This is a genomic window from Blautia sp. HCN-20427, from assembly GCF_037890365.1.
Classification (GTDB): domain Bacteria; phylum Bacillota; class Clostridia; order Lachnospirales; family Lachnospiraceae; genus Blautia.
The window spans coordinates 1-1,274 of record NZ_JBBKBX010000065.1 but is presented as its reverse complement, the minus strand read 5'-3'; the positions used below and the strand labels follow the sequence as shown (position 1 = coordinate 1,274).

Genomic DNA, 1,274 nt, shown 5'->3' with positions numbered 1-1,274 from the left:
CTAGTACAACGAATAATAAATAATTGCTATATTAAACAGAGGCCGCTTCATCTTCACTGATTTCATCCATTTTGTACTTCCAGTGATAAACCACAGGTTCACGGTTCACTTCGTCAAAGTACTTGTAAATCCGTTCTTCCAACTCCTGTTTGGTATTGACACGAATTCCTCGAAGCATCTGCTTGGTCATCTTGCTGAAGAAACTTTCAATCATGTTTAACCATGAGCCATGTTTCGGCGTAAACACAAATTTAAAACGTCCCTTTGGCATGGTGTCCAGAAAGCGTCGTGTTTCTTTGGAAGTATGTGCTGAGTGATTATCCAGGATGATTCTGATGGAATCCTGTGATGGATATTTTTTGTCCAGTATCTTTAAAAACTCAATAAAATCAGAACTCTTGTGAGTATCTCTTACTAACGGAATGGCTTCTCCTGTAAGTAAATCAATGCCAGCCAATAAAGAGAGGGTTCCAAGACGTTTGTATTCTGCATCACGGTATATTTCGCCGTGTCCTGGTGTTGGACGTAAATCTGGTGCAGTGTTGGAGATTGCCTGAATGCCAGGTTTCTCATCATACGATACCGTAATAATCAGTTTATAATCATCTGGAACAATGAGTGTGCCAGTTTCATCAAACTGCATTTCAATCTGCTTGTAAACCAGCAGAACCTCATGCATTTTTGATTCAAAATCAGGATCCCGTTTTTCACAGTAATACTTGATTTTAAACGGCTTAATATCTTGTTCCTTGAGAAATTTCTGGATATATGGCTTTGTAACTGTTGAAAGCCTTGGATATCCCGCCTCCTCTGCATGCTTTTGAATGTATTTGTGGAGGGCAGTCAAAGTCCAAAGTTCCTGTGCATAGCCGAGTTCTGTTGGTCTCTGACATGCAATGCTAATCATCCATGCCTTAGCATCATCGGTGATTTCTGATGGGCGTCCAGAACGCTGCATATCAAAAATTGCAGCATCCACACCGCCTTTGTGAAACTTCGAAATACAAAGACGTACCGTTGCGGTACTGATTGTAAGGTTATCAGCGATTTCCTGGAATGTCATTCCATCAGCTTTATATAAAAGGATTCTGGCACGGTCTACGACTTGTGCCTGAATCGTTCTCTTTTTGGATAATGATTTAAGGTAATTCTTGTCTTCATCTGACAGGGGAAGATATGTTTTTCTCATAGTGTTCATCCTTTCTTAGATAACACTATTTTACCACACATCATCCATAAAATATATAGCAGTTATTTAATTTACTTTATACTAG

1 protein-coding gene is annotated in these 1,274 nt (G+C 39.3%); it reads right to left on the bottom strand.

Annotated elements, in window-relative coordinates:
- Nucleotides 1–31 precede the first annotated feature (31 nt).
- Nucleotides 32–1,189: an IS630 family transposase gene (locus WKT17_RS16210; protein WP_257367737.1), complete on the bottom strand. Its 1,158-nt coding sequence runs from the start codon at nt 1,187–1,189 to the stop codon at nt 32–34.
- Nucleotides 1,190–1,274 lie beyond the last annotated feature (85 nt).